The sequence below is a fragment of the Vibrio sp. Hal054 genome, from assembly GCF_037162405.1.
Classification (GTDB): domain Bacteria; phylum Pseudomonadota; class Gammaproteobacteria; order Enterobacterales; family Vibrionaceae; genus Vibrio; species Vibrio diazotrophicus.
Genome location: NZ_JARLUT010000001.1, coordinates 1,926,866 through 1,940,897, shown reverse-complemented (window position 1 = coordinate 1,940,897; position 14,032 = coordinate 1,926,866). Strand labels below are relative to the sequence as shown.

Here is a 14,032-nt window from a genome sequence, read left to right as displayed (position 1 = left end):
ATTAGCTCGCATTGTGCGAGCTAACGATTACATTCTGGCCAGTAATATCTTGGCTTGGTCAACCATCTTCTTGCGTCCGAAGACCAGATGAAGACGTCGGCCGCCGACTTGACGCCAAAGTACTGCACAACGAATACCGGATAATAGTAGTGCACGTACTTTTTGTTGGTTAGCAGTTTGCTGCAATACCGCTGGAGTCCCTGCAACTTGAATGCGAGGGCCGATAGGGCTGATTACATCAAGATAAACACTCGCTAAGTTGCTGATCATCTGTTCATCAAGTAAATCAAAATGTTCTACTTGGCGTTCGAACATTTGAATACGATCACCCAGTTGAGACATCGCATCTCGACGACTGGATAACTTACGCTCTAAAGCCAGTAAGCTAATTATGTAGCGAGTAATAGCACTGCCTGAAGGGGTGCTGTCTATGCCATTAACTAGACACTCAAGACCGACCTTCAAATCAGCTTCGCTACCGAAAACACCAATAGTGTTACTTGGATTCGTTGCTAAAATTGCACGCAGTGAAGTTTCAAACGCGTCTGAATCACAGTAACCGTCTTTCGCTACTTTTTGCACTAAAGCGACAGCTTGGCAAATTCCAGCAAATGCGATAGTTCGGTCATAAATTGTGTTAGCCACGTAAATACTCCTTAAATACGTTGTTCAATAATGCCGCCACCTAGGCATACATCGCCTTGGTAGAAAACAGCAGACTGTCCTGGGGTAACTGCGACTTGTGGGTCATCAAACATAACCTTGATGTTGTTGTCATCCACAGGGATAACGGTACAAGGAATGTCAGTTTGACGGTAACGTGTCTTCACTGAGCAGCGGAACGCTTCTTTCACTGGCGTACGATCAACCCAATGTAGTTGTGAAGCCATTAATCCGTATGATTTCAATAACGGATGATCTGCGCCTTGTACTGCGATAAGTACGTTACGTTTGAGATCTTTCTCTGCAACGTACCATGGGTCTTCGTTACCGCCGCCACCTTTTTGACCACCAATGTGCAAGCCTTTGCGTTGCCCTAATGTGTGGTACATAAGGCCTTGATGTTCGCCCATAACTTTACCTTCAGGAGTTTCAATTTTACCCGGTTGAGCAGGCAAATAGCGAGACAAGAAGTCTGTAAATTTGCGCTCACCGATAAAACAGATACCAGTTGAATCTTTTTTCTTCGCTGTGATTAAACCTTGCTCTTCAGCAATACGGCGAACCTCTGGTTTTTCTAATTCACCGACCGGGAACAAACTGCGTGCAACCTGTTCGTGGCTCAGTGTATATAAGAAGTAGCTTTGGTCTTTATTGTTGTCTTTACCACGTAGCATTTGTGGCTTTTCACCTTCTTCTACGAAGGTGCGACGAACATAGTGACCCATAGCTATATAGTCTGCATCTAACACTTCATCTGCAAACTCTAAAAATGCTTTGAACTTGATTTCTTTGTTACAAAGAATGTCTGGGTTTGGTGTGCGACCCGCTTTGTATTCCGCTAAGAAATATTCGAACACATTGTCCCAGTATTCCGCTGCGAAATTAATCGTGTGTAAATAGATACCAAGTTTGTCGCAGACAGCCTGTGCATCGGCAAGATCTTCTGCTGCCGTACAATATTCTTCGTTATCGTCTTCTTCCCAGTTCTTCATAAACAAGCCTTCTACTTGATAGCCTTGTTGTTGAAGAAGATATGCTGAAACGGAAGAATCAACGCCACCTGACATGCCTACAATGACTTTCTTTTGGCTGTTTGCGTTGCGGTTATCTGACATGACTTAATACCACTTGATTGACTTGGACGCAGATTCTAACAGAAAGACTTTTTTGAGGACAGATCAGAGACTGAGTTCACACTTCTGATTTGGTGTATTTAAGCTTTATTGATGCCATAAATAGAAATGTAATCGTTATCTAAATTTCTTGTGTAAAAAACTTTGTCCACGTAAACGTTTGCTATCCTTTGTTGAGTTGCCGCCTTACTGGACGCAGGGTAAAATTCCGGCTCTTTTCTTCTCACGCACCTAAATTATCGTTATGAAATTTCCTGGCCAACGTAAGTCAAAGCATTACTTTCCAGTCGATGCACGTGATCCATTAGTTATCCAAGCGCAAGATAATAAGAGATTATCTCGCACACATATTATCGGTATTGATCAGACCTTGGTTGATATTGAAGCGAAAGTGGATTCCGAACTCATTGAGCGTTATGGCCTGAGCAAAGGTCACTCTTTAGTGATTGATGATGAGACCGCTGAAGCTTTATACACTGAGTTAAAGCAAAATGGTTTAATCAAAAATGAATTTGCGGGTGGAACTATCGGCAATACCTTGCACAATTATTCTGTGCTAGCCGATGACCGTTCAACGCTATTGGGTGTGATGAGCCAAGATATTAAAATTGGCAGCTACGGTTATCGTTATTTATGTAATACCTCTAGCCGGATGGATCTAAATTATCTGCAAGGTGTTGACGGAGCAATCGGGCGTTGTTTCGCTTTAATTACAGAAGACGGTGAGCGTACTTTTGCAATTAGCGAAGGCCAAATGAATAAGCTTCACCCAGACAGCATTCCTGAAAAAATATTTAAAAATGCATCTGCGTTAGTGATCACCGCATATTTGGTTCGTTGTAAAGAAGGCGACCCAATGCCACAAGCTACAATGCGCGCAATTGAATATGCAAAGAAATATGACGTGCCAGTTGTATTAACATTAGGAACAAAATTCGTTATTCAGGATGATCCTAAATATTGGAAAGAATTTTTGCGTGATTACGTTTCTGTTGTTGCAATGAATGAAGATGAAGCAGAAGCATTAACGGGTGAAAGTGATCCATTAATGGCATCGGATAAAGCATTAGATTGGGTTGATTTAGTTTTATGTACCGCAGGGCCTGTTGGTTTATATATGGCGGGTTATACCGAAGAAGAAAGTAAAAGAGAGACTTCTTTACCATTATTGCCGGGTGCTATTCCAGAGTTCAATCGCTTCGAATTTAGTCGCCCAGCAACAAGACTGAGCTGCGAAAATCCAACTCGAGTTTATTCTCATATTTCACCTTATATGGGTGGTCCAGAGAAAATTAAGAACACGAATGGGGCAGGTGATGCAGCTTTGTCTGCATTGCTTCATGACATGGCAGCCAATAAATATCATAAAGGTAATGTGCCTAATTCAAGTAAGCACCAACATAATTTCTTAACCTATTCTTCTTTCTCACAAGTTTGTAAATATGCAAACCGTGTAAGTTATGAAGTGCTAGCTCAGCATTCTCCTCGTTTATCTCGAGGTCTTCCTGAGCGTGAAGATAGCTTAGAAGAAGCATATTGGGAAAGATAACGCTAGCCTGAATAAAGTTACATCTATCAATATGATTTAATAATAGGTATAAAAAAGGCTCCGAATTCGGAGCCTTTTTTGATAACTAGAAAATTAAATTTCGAATTGTTCTAGAGATTTGCCTTCATCTAAAGCTTTTTGAATTGCTGAAGGTGTACGGCCTTGGCCTGTCCAAGTTTTCTCTACGCCATTGTCCATGTATTTATATTTCGCTGGACGAGGTGCGCGTTTGCCTTTTGCTTTTGATTTAGATTTTGTTTCGCCAGCAAGAGCAGAAATTAATGCTTCAACATCAATACCGTCATTAGCAATTTGCTCAGCAATTGCTGCTAATTTTGCTTCTTGTTCAGCTAGAGCAGCTTGTTCTTTTTCTTCAGACTCTCTACGCTCTTCAACTACGATCGTTAATTTATCAAGCGCTTCTTCAAGTTGCTCTAAAGTTAGATCGCGTGAAAATGCACGAAGACTACGAATATTTAATAGAGTTTTAGTGATTTCCGACATTTCTTAATCCTGTTTAATTAAATAATTAACGGGGTAATAATAAACCGACTTATTAGTTCTTACAATATAATTAATTCAACATTAATGTAAATATTCTGAAATTTCCACCATAGGTAGTAATTAAAGTTAGCCTTTTAAAACTTAGCCTTAAAAAAAGAAAGGTAATATTAGGACTTCAGAGCGTCAGGTACGGACTATTTTTATGCAATTAATGTAATTAGGTCTAAAACTCTATGAGTTAGGTTATGAAATATAATTCATTCACGCTGTGAATAAATAGAGGTAATGAAAAATGAAATTGTATGTTGCATTGACAGTTTTGTTAAGTACAATACGTCACACCTAAAGCGGAGTAAGCTCAATAATCACGCAATAATAAGTTTGCGTAGGTAATTGTTCTATCTTCGACGTAGAGGAGCGATGTTGATCAGTATCCAGTATTGGGGTGATGCCAATGAATACCGGAGAAAGGCCATATCGCCGAAGTTAGTCAGGCCATCAATCTGCTAGCTGGGGTTGTCATCGAATAGGGGCAACACTGCCATAGTCTATATTGTTGTTAAACTATGGAGCGCTACTGTAGGGTTGGGTGGAGTGTTCACTTCCCTTTCGCTTAGTTCAACATTAATCGCATTGAACATATTCGATGTGGTTTATCTGCAGTAGATCTCTAACCGAAATATTATTGGTTTTTGAAGATCATGAATTTATTAGATTTTGCTTCGTCTCCTTTGTCACTAGTCCCTGCGTTAGTGGCGTTGAGTCTCGCTATTATTACTCGTCGTGTACTTGTTTCTCTTGGAATGGGTATCGCCCTTGGCGCGTTATTACTTGCTGATTACTCCATTGGTGATGCAATTAGTTATGTCGGCACCAAAGTAACAAACGTATTTGTTGAAGACGGTGGCCTGAATACTTGGAATATGAGTATTGTTGGCTTCTTGCTGCTGCTGGGAATGATGACTGCACTATTAACGCTTTCTGGCGGTACTCGTGCATTCGCCGAGTGGGCCCAAGTTCGCGTGAAAAGCAAACGTGGTTCAAAGCTACTTGCTGCGTTTTTAGGGGTTTTCATTTTTGTTGATGACTACTTCAACAGCTTAGCGGTTGGCTCAATTTCTCGTCCTGTTACTGACCGCTTTTATGTTTCACGCGCTAAACTGGCTTACATCCTAGACTCTACTGCTGCACCAATGTGTGTTGTTATGCCTGCTTCAAGCTGGGGCGCATACATCATGACCATCATCGGCGGCATTTTGGTATCACACGGTATTACTGAGTATTCTGCGCTTGGTGCTTATCTGCGTTTGGTTCCGATGAACTTCTATGCGGTATTTGCACTATTAATGGTGTTTGCAGTTGTATGGTTCCAAATGGATATCGGTCAGATGCGCCAACACGAAATCAATGCTTCTCAAGGCCAAGGTTTCGATGATGATATGTCTGAGAATGACGAACAAGCTCGCGATTTAAATGATGAGCTTGATATCCGTGAAAGTGAAAAGGGCAAAGTTTCAGACCTTATTTTCCCAATCGTACTACTGATTATCGCGACCGTTGGTTCAATGCTGTATACCGGTGGTCAAGCATTAGCAGTTGATGGCAAAGCGTTTAACGTGCTAGGTGCATTTGAAAATACCAAGGTTGATACATCACTGATTTACGGTGGCTTAGTTGGTTTAGCGGTTGCTCTATTCACTGTGGTTAAACAAGGTATCGCGATCACTGAAACTGCACGTGCGCTGTGGATTGGTGCTAAATCGATGTTTGGTGCGATCTTAATTCTTGTTTTCGCGTGGACAATTGGTTCAGTAATCGGTGACATGAAAACGGGCGCGTACCTCTCTTCGTTAGCTCAAGGCAACATCGACCCACATTGGTTGCCAGTAATTTTATTCTTGCTATCAGGCATTATGGCTTTCTCTACTGGTACTTCTTGGGGCACGTTCGGTATCATGCTGCCAATCGCAGGTGATATGGCAGGTGCAACTGAGATTGCTCTGATGCTACCTATGCTGAGCGCGGTACTAGCGGGTTCTGTATTTGGTGACCACTGTTCTCCAATTTCAGACACCACTATTTTGTCTTCTACTGGCGCACGCTGTAATCATATTGACCACGTGGCAACTCAGCTTCCATATGCTCTAGCGGTCGCAGGTGTATCATGCGTTGGTTTTATTGTTCTTGGTATGACGCTATCCGTGCTGGCTTCGTTAGCTGCATCCACAGTGGCATTTATCGCAGTGTGCTTTGTATTTAACGCATTGGCAAAATCTAAGTTGGTGACCTGTAACGAAGCTTAATGCTTTTTATTTCAGGAAATTAAAGGAGGCTTCAGCCTCCTTTTTTATGCTCGAAAAGTTGCTACCAGAAAAAGATGGAAAAAAGTGAAATTTTTTGTTGAAAAATGAGACGAGCTTAGATAGTGTTGAAGGCAATCCAGTAAACACATTCGGTGTAATTAAGTATGCGTAATTTTGTCATGAATATTCATCATCACCATCATCCCTAAGAGTCTTTCGGGAGATGTACGCATACCCGGGAGACAGGATTCTCCCGGTGGTTAAATCAAAGTAATTTTAAGATTTTAGACCCTTGGGAGACCAATCTCTCAAGGGTTTTTTACTATCTAGATTAATTAAAACTTAAAGATTTCAATATTTTACGAAGGAAGAATGTAATGCAAACACAACGCCTAAGAATAGCAGTCCAAAAGAAAGGTCGTTTAAGCAACGAATGCCAGAGCCTACTAAAGAAATGTGGGGTTAAATTTAATGTTATGGGCGAACGTTTAGTGGTTCACTCGTTAAATATGCCAATTGACCTGCTTCTTGTTCGTGATGACGATATCCCAGGTTTGATTATGGATGGCGTGGTTGACTTGGGTTTTGTTGGTGAAAACGTGTTAGAAGAAACCCGTTATGACCGTATTGCTCTAAACCAGCCAAGCGAATTCGTAGACCTACGTCGTATGGACTTCGGTGGTTGCCGTCTTTCAATCGCAATCGACAAAGATGTGGAATACAACGGCCCACAAGATCTTAAAGGCAAACGTATTGCAACGACCTATCCTCAACTTCTAAAAGCGTACATGGCAGAACAAGGTATCGATTTTAGTACCTGTATGTTAACTGGCTCAGTTGAAGTAGCTCCACGTGCAGGCCTTGCTGATGCAATTGCTGACTTGGTATCAACAGGCGCGACACTTGAAGCGAACGGCTTAAAAGAAGTTGAAGTGATTTTCCAATCAAAAGCGAAGCTGATCCAACGTACTGGTGAATTTGCTCCAGATAAAGCTGCGTTGATTGACCGTCTTCTTACTCGTATGAACGGCGTGCAACAAGCGAAAGAATCGAAATACATCATGCTGCACGCACCAGTCGAAAAACTACCTCAAATCACGGCGCTACTTCCAGGCGCAGAAGACCCAACAGTGTTACCACTTTCTGCTGATAAAACTCGCGTAGCCGTGCACCTCGTCAGTGCTGAGAATTTGTTCTGGGAAACAATGGAAAAGTTAAAAGCACTTGGTGCAAGTTCTATTCTTGTATTACCAATTGAGAAGATGATGGAGTAATCCCGATGAGAACGATTGTTTGGCAATCGCTGAGTGAAACTCAGCAAGACTCAGTATTGGAACGTCCAGCTATCGCTGAAGGTGCGAATATCACTGCTGCGGTTGCGGAAGTTATTGCCAAAGTTCGAGCGGAAGGTGACTCTGCTCTGTTAGAACTGACTGAGAAATTCGATAAGTGTAAACCGGATTCAATTCGTGTTTCGGCAGAAGAAATTGACGCGGCATGTGAGCGTCTTGATGACGAAATGAAGCAAGCGTTGGAATTGGCTTACAACAACATCTCTAAATTTCACAAAGCACAAAAAGCAGCACCGATTAAAGTTGAAACTATGCCAGGTGTTGTGTGTGAACAGGTGACTCGCGCAATCAACAAAGTGGGTTTGTACATTCCTGGTGGCAGCGCGCCATTACCATCAACCGTATTGATGCTTGGTGTTCCAGCACAAATTGCAGGTTGTCGTAAAGTCGTGTTGTGTTCTCCTCCGCCGATTGCTGATGAAATTCTTTATGTCGCTAAGCTTTGTAAGATCGATGAGGTTTATAACGTTGGTGGCGGCCAAGCAATTGCAGCAATGGCTTACGGTACGGAAAGCGTAGCGAAAGTGGATAAGATTTTTGGTCCAGGCAATGCGTATGTAACGGAAGCAAAACGCCAAGTGAGTAATGATTTCCGTGGCGCAGCGATCGATATGCCAGCAGGTCCATCAGAAGTGTTAGTGATTGCAGACGACACTGCGGACGCCGATTTTATTGCTGCAGACTTACTAAGCCAAGCTGAGCACGGTCCCGATTCTCAAGTTGTTTTGGTCACACCTTCACCAGTCGTTGCGGATCAAGTGGCTGATGCGGTTCAAAAACAGCTTAAGTCGCTATCTCGCGCAGCAACTGCTGAAAAAGCTCTCGCTTCAAGCTTAATCATAATTGCAGAGTCGTTAACTCAGGCTGTTTCAATTTCTAACTACTATGGTCCAGAGCACCTGATTGTTCAGACTAAGAATCCTCGTGAATTAGTGCCGCTGTTAGACAATGCAGGCTCAATTTTCTTGGGCGACTGGTCACCAGAATCAGTGGGTGATTATGCTTCAGGTACTAACCACGTGCTGCCAACCTACGGTTATACCCGCACTTATTCAAGCTTAGGTTTAGCGGATTTCAGCAAACGTATGACAGTACAAGAGCTAAGCGCTGATGGTCTGAAAGCACTGGCACCAACAGTTGTAAAAATGGCTGAAGCAGAAGGCTTAGACGCACACAAACGTGCCGTTACGATTCGTATTGAAAAGCTTGCTATTGAAAAAGGACAGAAGGCGTAATCATCATGGAAAAACTCGCTCGTAAACAAGTTCAAGAATTAACGCCTTATCTTTCTGCTCGCCGTATTGGCGGAAGTGGTGATGTGTGGCTAAACGCAAACGAATCGCCATTCAACAACGAATACAAAACCAATTTTGCTCGCTTAAACCGTTATAGCGAATGCCAGCCACCAGAGTTAATCAACGCTTATGCAGCATATGCAGGGGTGAAGCCAGAGCAAGTACTAACTTCTCGTGGCGCGGATGAAGGTATTGAATTATTGGTGCGTGCTTTCTGTGAGCCAAACCAAGATGCGATTTTGTTCTGCCCACCGACTTACGGCATGTACGCAATCAGTGCTGAAACTATTGGCGTTGAACGCAAGAAAGTACCGCTAACCGCAGAATGGCAGTTAGATTTAGCCAACATCGAAGCCAATCTGGAAAACGTAAAGCTGGTATTTGTTTGTAGCCCAAATAACCCAACGGGGAACTTGGTTAAGCGTGAGGACATTGTCACTCTGCTAGAAATGACCAAAGACCGCGCGATTGTCGTGATGGACGAAGCCTACATCGATTTCTGCCCAGAAGCATCAACGGTCGATTTGCTGGCACAGTATCCAAACTTGGCGATTCTACGCACGCTATCTAAAGCGTTTGCTCTTGCAGGGTTACGTTGTGGTTTTACCTTGGCCAATGAAGAACTAATCAATGTACTGTTAAAGGTCATCGCACCTTATCCAGTGCCAGTACCTGTGGCTGAAATTGCGACACAAGCGCTGTCTGAAGCTGGTCTTGCACGTGCTAAATACCAAGTGCTGGATCTGAATGCTAACCGAGCTTACATGCAAGTAGGTCTGTCTATGGTGAGTGGCGTTCAAGTGTTTGAAGGTTGGGGCAACTATTTGCTGGTTAAATTCCCTGATGGCGATGCATTGTTCAAAGCCGCTTGGGACGCAGGTATTATTTTACGTAATTCACCAATTGAAGACTGCGTGCGCATTAGCGTAGGCAATAGAGAAGAGTGCGAAAAGACGGTCGCGTTTATTCGTAACTACTACCAATAGAAAGGATTCTACAATGAGCACCCAACAGAAAATTCTCTTTATCGACCGTGACGGCACCTTAATTGTTGAGCCTCCGGTGGATTTTCAGGTTGACCGTTTAGACAAACTGAAACTGGAACCTTTTGTTATCCCAAGTTTGCTGACTCTACAAGATGCAGGTTATCGCTTGGTTATGGTCACCAACCAAGATGGTTTAGGCACAAGCAGCTACCCACAAGAAGACTTCGATGCTCCACACAACATGATGATGGATATCTTCTCTTCTCAAGGTGTGAAGTTTGATGATGTGTTGATTTGTCCTCACTTTGAAAAAGATAACTGCTCTTGTCGTAAGCCTAAGTTAGGGATGGTGAAACAGTACCTTCAAGGCGGCAAAGTTGACTTTAAATCATCGGTTGTAATTGGCGACCGATTAACGGATCTGCAACTGGCAGAGAACATGGCTATTCGCGGTATTCAGTACAATCCTGAAACCATGAACTGGCCTCAAATTGTCAAAGATCTCACCGTTAAGGCTCGTACTGCAAGTGTGGTTCGTAAGACAAAAGAAACTGATATCAAGGTCGCGGTGAATTTGGATGAAACGGGCGGTAACGAAATCGAAACCGGTTTAGGTTTCTTCGACCACATGCTTGATCAAATCGCCACTCACGGTGGTTTCCAATTAAAGCTTAAAGTGGATGGTGACCTGCACATCGACGATCACCACACGGTTGAAGATACCGCTTTGGCACTTGGTCAGGCGATTAAAGAAGCCTTAGGCGATAAGCGTGGTATTGGTCGTTTTGGTTTCACGCTGCCGATGGACGAATGTTTAGCGCAATGTGCATTAGACCTATCAGGTCGCCCTTATTTGAAATTCGACGCTGAGTTTAGCCGCCCAGAAGTAGGCGACTTATCCACTGAGATGGTATATCACTTCTTCCGTTCACTAACAGACACGCTCGCGTGCACTCTGCACTTGTCTTCTACTGGTGAGAATGTTCACCACATTATTGAAAGCTTGTTTAAGGCGTTTGGTCGTACACTGCGTCAAGCTATTCAAGTACAAGGAAATGAGTTGCCAAGCAGCAAAGGGGTTCTCTAATGGCGAATGAACAAAAAGTTGTCATTATCGATACGGGTTGTGCCAACGTCTCTTCAGTGAAATTCGCCATTGAACGTTTGGGCTACCCAGTGACGATTTCAAAAGACCCAGCAGTGGTTCTTGCTGCGGATAAGTTGTTCTTACCGGGGGTAGGAACAGCTAGCGAAGCGATGAAGAACCTTGAAGAACGTAACTTAATCGAGCTTGTGGCTAAGGTAGATAAACCGCTACTTGGCATCTGTTTAGGTATGCAGCTGCTAGGCAAACTTTCTGAAGAGAAAGGACAGAAAGCGGATGATATCGTTGAATGTCTAGGCTTAGTTGAAGGTGAAGTTCGCTTAATGCAAACCGGTGATTTGCCATTGCCTCACATGGGCTGGAATACAGTTTCAGCTAAAGCTGGAAACCCACTATTCAAAGATATTGAAGAGGGTGAGTACTTCTATTTTGTACACAGCTTTGCAATGCCAGTTGGTGATTACACTATCGCACAATGTGACTACGGAAATCCATTTAGCGCAGCGATTCAAAATGGCAACTATTACGGCGTTCAATTCCACCCAGAGCGTTCATCAAAAGCCGGTTCTAAATTAATTCAGAACTTTCTAGAGCTCTAAATAATAAACGGAAGCTGTAAGCGATAAAGCGGCAAGTCGAATAAGGAACAGAAATGATTATTCCCGCATTAGATTTAATTGAAGGTCAGGTTGTACGCCTCTATCAGGGCGATTACGGCCAAGTGACAGAATATAAAGTCGACCCAGTAGAACAATTTAATTTATACAACAAAGCTGGCGCTGACTGGCTTCATCTAGTGGATTTAACCGGCGCAAAAGACACCAGTGCACGTCAGTTAGACCTTATTGCTAAGTTACTCGCAGGTACCCCCGCTAATATTCAAATTGGTGGTGGTGTTCGCACCGAACAAGACGTGATTGATTTACTGGAAGCTGGAGCGCAACGCGTTGTGGTTGGCTCAACCGCTGTTAAGCAACCTGAGCTTGTTAAGGGTTGGATGACCAAATACGGCGCAGAAAAAATCGTGTTGGCTTTGGATATTAATATCGATGCTGACGGTACTCGCAAAGTGGCGATTTCTGGCTGGCAGGAAGATTCAGGTGTCACCATCGAAGCACTGATTGAAGACTACCTAACCGTCGGTTTGAAACATGTACTGTGCACCGACATTTCACGTGACGGAACGCTAGCCGGCTCTAACGTTGAACTGTATGTTGACCTTTGCAAACAATACCCACAAGTTCAGTTCCAATCTTCAGGTGGTATCGGCAGTTTAGCGGATATTGAAGCACTGAAAGACAGTGGTGTTGCAGGTGTGATTGTTGGTCGTGCTCTGCTTGATGGCAAATTCACCACAGAGGAGGCGTTCGCATGTTGGCAAAACGTATAATCCCTTGTTTGGATGTTCGTGACGGTCAGGTTGTGAAAGGTGTTCAGTTCCGTAATCACGAAATCATTGGTGACATCGTTCCGCTAGCCAAACGTTATGCGGAAGAGGGCGCAGATGAGTTAGTGTTTTACGATATCACCGCCTCAAGCGATGGCCGTGTGGTTGATAAAAGTTGGGTAGCTCGCGTTGCAGAAGTCATTGATATTCCTTTCTGTGTGGCTGGTGGTATTAAATCAGCCGAAGATGCTGCGCGTATTCTGGAGTTTGGAGCAGATAAAGTTTCGATTAACTCACCAGCATTAGCCAATCCTCAGCTAATCACTGACCTTGCAGATAAGTTTGGTGTGCAATGTATCGTTGTCGGTATCGATTCATACTTCGACAAAGAGACGGGTAAATATCAGGTTTACCAGTTCACAGGTGATGAATCGCGCACTAAAGCGACCAAGTGGGAAACCAAAGATTGGGTTCAGGAAGTGCAAAAACGTGGCGCGGGCGAAATCGTATTGAATATGATGAATCAAGACGGCGTGCGTAACGGTTACGACCTTGAGCAACTGAACATGGTTCGCTCGGTGTGCCATGTTCCATTAATTGCTTCTGGCGGTGCCGGCGCAATGGAGCATTTCGCCGATGCATTCAAGTTGGCGAATGTGGATGGTGCGTTAGCAGCGTCTGTATTCCACAAACAAATCATCAATATTGGTGAACTCAAGCAATATTTAAAACAACAAGCGGTTGAGGTGAGACTATGAGCCTAGCGGAACGTATTAATTGGGAAAAGGTTGATGGTCTTGTTCCTGCAATAGTGCAGGATTTCGGTTCAAGCCAAGTGCTCATGATGGGCTACATGAACCAAGAAGCACTAGCGAAAACATTGGAAACAGAACAAGTCACTTTCTATTCGCGCACCAAGCAGCGCCTGTGGACCAAAGGTGAAACCTCTGGCAACGTGTTGCAATTGAAAAATATTGCTTTGGACTGCGACCAAGACACCTTGCTAGTGAAAGTAAATCCGATTGGCCCAACGTGCCACACAGGGACAACAACGTGTTGGGACGGCGATGCGCAAGAGGAATCACAAATGGTGTGGCTTCATCAACTTGAGCAGCTATTGGCTGCCCGCAAGAGTGCCGACCCAGACTCCTCTTACACAGCTAGTCTTTATGCACGTGGCACCAAACGCATTTCGCAGAAAGTGGGCGAAGAAGGTGTTGAAGTCGCGCTTGCGGCGACGTCGGGCGATAAGGCGGAGTTAGTGTGCGAGTCTGCGGACTTGATTTATCACTTGCTTGTCTTGCTTCAAGACCAAGGTCTGTCGATGAGTGATGTGATTAATAAACTCAAAGAGCGTCATAAGTAGCCATAGCTTCAATAAGTTGAAGAGAACGTATTGGTAGGCCGTGCGGGGCTCGAACCCGCGACCGATTGATTAAGAGTCAACTACTCTACCAACTGAGTTAACGGCCTACATATTGAAAAATACACTTTGATACAACGAATTATAGTCTCGATTCGGCCACTTATCGTTGTGAAAGTTATAAATTGCAAAACGGACAATTTAATTGTTATTCTGTCCGCCATTAGTCGGGGAGCCTTTGGGCTGAGATCGCATTGCGAGACCCGTTGAACCTGATTCAGTTAATACTGACGTAGGGAACTAATCCAATCTTTGCGATTGTATATCTCGTTCTGGTATCTATCTCAGATGCGCTTTCGAGAGACTGTTCTTGTACGTCCTACCCCAAAGGA

At 43.7% G+C, this 14,032-nt stretch carries 13 protein-coding genes, 1 tRNA gene, 2 riboswitches and 1 other annotated feature; of the genes, 10 read left to right on the top strand and 4 right to left on the bottom strand.

The window, feature by feature from the left end:
• Positions 1-27 precede the first annotated feature (27 nt).
• Positions 28-645 (bottom strand): high frequency lysogenization protein HflD, encoded by a 618-nt coding sequence (gene hflD, locus P4S58_RS08995; RefSeq protein ID WP_337163675.1) that lies wholly within the window; start codon positions 643-645, stop codon positions 28-30.
• An 11-nt stretch (positions 646-656) separates the two neighbouring features.
• Complete coding sequence (gene mnmA / locus P4S58_RS08990; RefSeq protein ID WP_337163674.1) at positions 657-1,778, bottom strand: tRNA 2-thiouridine(34) synthase MnmA; 1,122 nt, start codon at positions 1,776-1,778, stop codon at positions 657-659.
• A 262-nt stretch (positions 1,779-2,040) separates the two neighbouring features.
• On the opposite strand from mnmA, the gene P4S58_RS08985 reads away from it, so the two are divergent.
• The gene (locus tag P4S58_RS08985; protein WP_337163672.1) at positions 2,041-3,345 is read left to right on the top strand and encodes an inosine/guanosine kinase; all 1,305 of its coding nucleotides are present in this window, start codon (positions 2,041-2,043) and stop codon (positions 3,343-3,345) included.
• A gap of 93 nt (positions 3,346-3,438) precedes the next feature.
• Here the strand turns inward: P4S58_RS08985 and P4S58_RS08980 are convergent, their stop codons facing one another.
• Positions 3,439-3,849, bottom strand: coding sequence for an H-NS family histone-like protein (locus P4S58_RS08980; RefSeq protein WP_042481934.1), 411 nt, complete (start codon positions 3,847-3,849; stop codon positions 3,439-3,441).
• Between the two features lie 402 nt (positions 3,850-4,251).
• Positions 4,252-4,434: riboswitch (Lysine riboswitch) on the top strand.
• Positions 4,435-4,550: 116 nt separating this feature from the next.
• Here P4S58_RS08980 and P4S58_RS08975 point away from each other — a divergent pair.
• The 9 genes from P4S58_RS08975 to hisIE all read left to right on the top strand — a co-directional run bounded on the left by P4S58_RS08975 (position 4,551) and on the right by hisIE (position 13,643).
• Positions 4,551-6,152 (top strand): Na+/H+ antiporter NhaC family protein, encoded by a 1,602-nt coding sequence (locus tag P4S58_RS08975; RefSeq protein WP_337163670.1) that lies wholly within the window; start codon positions 4,551-4,553, stop codon positions 6,150-6,152.
• A gap of 187 nt (positions 6,153-6,339) precedes the next feature.
• Positions 6,340-6,476: a sequence feature (His leader region), on the top strand.
• Between the two features lie 53 nt (positions 6,477-6,529).
• Positions 6,530-7,426, top strand: coding sequence for an ATP phosphoribosyltransferase (hisG, locus tag P4S58_RS08970; protein WP_042481938.1), 897 nt, complete (start codon positions 6,530-6,532; stop codon positions 7,424-7,426).
• A 5-nt stretch (positions 7,427-7,431) separates the two neighbouring features.
• Entirely contained in the window at positions 7,432-8,739 is a 1,308-nt protein-coding gene (hisD, locus tag P4S58_RS08965) for a histidinol dehydrogenase (RefSeq protein ID WP_269348883.1), read from the top strand.
• Positions 8,740-8,744: 5 nt separating this feature from the next.
• Positions 8,745-9,785, top strand: a complete 1,041-nt coding sequence (hisC, locus tag P4S58_RS08960; RefSeq protein ID WP_042481943.1) for a histidinol-phosphate transaminase — start codon at positions 8,745-8,747, stop codon at positions 9,783-9,785.
• A gap of 13 nt (positions 9,786-9,798) precedes the next feature.
• Positions 9,799-10,872, top strand: coding sequence for a bifunctional histidinol-phosphatase/imidazoleglycerol-phosphate dehydratase HisB (gene hisB / locus P4S58_RS08955; RefSeq protein ID WP_337163666.1), 1,074 nt, complete (start codon positions 9,799-9,801; stop codon positions 10,870-10,872).
• The gene (hisH, locus tag P4S58_RS08950) at positions 10,872-11,489 is read left to right on the top strand and encodes an imidazole glycerol phosphate synthase subunit HisH (protein WP_102965995.1); all 618 of its coding nucleotides are present in this window, start codon (positions 10,872-10,874) and stop codon (positions 11,487-11,489) included. The genes hisB and hisH overlap by 1 nt, the downstream gene beginning before the upstream one ends.
• A gap of 53 nt (positions 11,490-11,542) precedes the next feature.
• Entirely contained in the window at positions 11,543-12,280 is a 738-nt protein-coding gene (hisA, locus tag P4S58_RS08945) for a 1-(5-phosphoribosyl)-5-[(5-phosphoribosylamino)methylideneamino]imidazole-4-carboxamide isomerase (protein WP_337163663.1), read from the top strand.
• Positions 12,262-13,035, top strand: a complete 774-nt coding sequence (gene hisF / locus P4S58_RS08940) for an imidazole glycerol phosphate synthase subunit HisF (RefSeq protein ID WP_337163662.1) — start codon at positions 12,262-12,264, stop codon at positions 13,033-13,035. The genes hisA and hisF overlap by 19 nt, the downstream gene beginning before the upstream one ends.
• Complete coding sequence (hisIE, locus tag P4S58_RS08935; RefSeq protein WP_042481952.1) at positions 13,032-13,643, top strand: bifunctional phosphoribosyl-AMP cyclohydrolase/phosphoribosyl-ATP diphosphatase HisIE; 612 nt, start codon at positions 13,032-13,034, stop codon at positions 13,641-13,643. The genes hisF and hisIE overlap by 4 nt, the downstream gene beginning before the upstream one ends.
• Positions 13,644-13,674: 31 nt before the next feature.
• Here hisIE and P4S58_RS08930 read toward each other — a convergent pair.
• Positions 13,675-13,750 (bottom strand) — tRNA-Lys (locus P4S58_RS08930).
• Positions 13,751-13,858: 108 nt separating this feature from the next.
• Positions 13,859-13,956, top strand: a riboswitch (TPP riboswitch).
• Positions 13,957-14,032 lie beyond the last annotated feature (76 nt).

Bases quoted from the DNA above. Each gene is read 5' to 3' on its own strand.
- hisD (WP_269348883.1), top strand. From the start codon at position 7,432: ATGAGAACGATTGTTTGGCAATCGCTGAGTGAAACTCAGCAAGACTCA.
- hisG (WP_042481938.1), top strand. From the start codon at position 6,530: ATGCAAACACAACGCCTAAGAATAGCAGTCCAAAAGAAAGGTCGTTTA.
- hisA (WP_337163663.1), top strand. From the start codon at position 11,543: ATGATTATTCCCGCATTAGATTTAATTGAAGGTCAGGTTGTACGCCTC.
- mnmA (WP_337163674.1), bottom strand. From the start codon at position 1,778: ATGTCAGATAACCGCAACGCAAACAGCCAAAAGAAAGTCATTGTAGGC.
- hisIE (WP_042481952.1), top strand. From the start codon at position 13,032: ATGAGCCTAGCGGAACGTATTAATTGGGAAAAGGTTGATGGTCTTGTT.
- hisH (WP_102965995.1), top strand. From the start codon at position 10,872: ATGGCGAATGAACAAAAAGTTGTCATTATCGATACGGGTTGTGCCAAC.
- P4S58_RS08975 (WP_337163670.1), top strand. From the start codon at position 4,551: ATGAATTTATTAGATTTTGCTTCGTCTCCTTTGTCACTAGTCCCTGCG.
- P4S58_RS08980 (WP_042481934.1), bottom strand. From the start codon at position 3,849: ATGTCGGAAATCACTAAAACTCTATTAAATATTCGTAGTCTTCGTGCA.
- hisC (WP_042481943.1), top strand. From the start codon at position 8,745: ATGGAAAAACTCGCTCGTAAACAAGTTCAAGAATTAACGCCTTATCTT.
- P4S58_RS08985 (WP_337163672.1), top strand. From the start codon at position 2,041: ATGAAATTTCCTGGCCAACGTAAGTCAAAGCATTACTTTCCAGTCGAT.
- hisF (WP_337163662.1), top strand. From the start codon at position 12,262: ATGTTGGCAAAACGTATAATCCCTTGTTTGGATGTTCGTGACGGTCAG.
- hisB (WP_337163666.1), top strand. From the start codon at position 9,799: ATGAGCACCCAACAGAAAATTCTCTTTATCGACCGTGACGGCACCTTA.